The sequence below is a fragment of the Rhizobium sp. 01T444 genome (assembly GCF_056398305.1).
In genome coordinates, this window is the sequence record NZ_JBFTPD010000253.1 from 1 (window position 1) to 623 (window position 623).

A 623-nucleotide genomic window follows, 5' to 3' on the forward strand; every position below is an offset into this window, starting at 1 on the left:
TCGTCAATGTTCTCAATCTCCGCGCCCAGGGCGCGGACAGGGTTCGCGAGGTGAAGGCGATGTATCCGCAATCGGCGTTGATCGGCATATCGACACAATTGAAACGCAGCCTCCCCAGCGACTCCGACCCTGCCCGCGCGCTGGGCGTGAGCCGCCTCGTGGCCAAGCCCTGCACCCGGGAAGAACTCCTGGAAGCCGTGACCGGCGCGATCGCGGCCCCTCACTGACATGAAATCGAGCGAGCGGCTGCGCCGCCTGATCATCGCGGGCGGCGTTCTTCTCATCGCGGCCTTCGCCGGCTCGGCGGCCTACGACGGCTGGCGCCTGCACCAGCAGATCATGTCGGCCAACGAACGCGAACTCGGCAATCTGGCCAACGCGCTGGCCGCGCAGGGTGCCCGCAGCCTGCAGGCGGTGAATGTCCTGCTGCGCGACACCGCCACCTGGTACCAGCTCTCCGGGGCGCAGCTGCCCCCGGAGGCCATCGAAGCCGCGCTCGCCTCCCGGACCGTCGGCGTTTCCCAGGTGAGCGTGCTGACGGTCGTCGATGCCAGCGGCAGGCAGCGCTACCGCTCGCGCGAGACCGGCCAGGCGCTGGCGGATGTCTCCGATCGCCCCTACTT

General features: G+C 68.9%; 2 protein-coding genes. Both read left to right on the plus strand.

Annotated elements, in window-relative coordinates:
- The coding region (locus AC1DTN_RS38280; RefSeq protein ID WP_477925400.1) for a hypothetical protein at positions 1-227 on the plus strand (227 nt) is incomplete at its 5' end.
- Between the two features lies 1 nt (position 228).
- Positions 229-623: PDC sensor domain-containing protein (locus AC1DTN_RS38285; protein WP_477925401.1), on the plus strand; the 395-nt coding region annotated here is incomplete at its 3' end.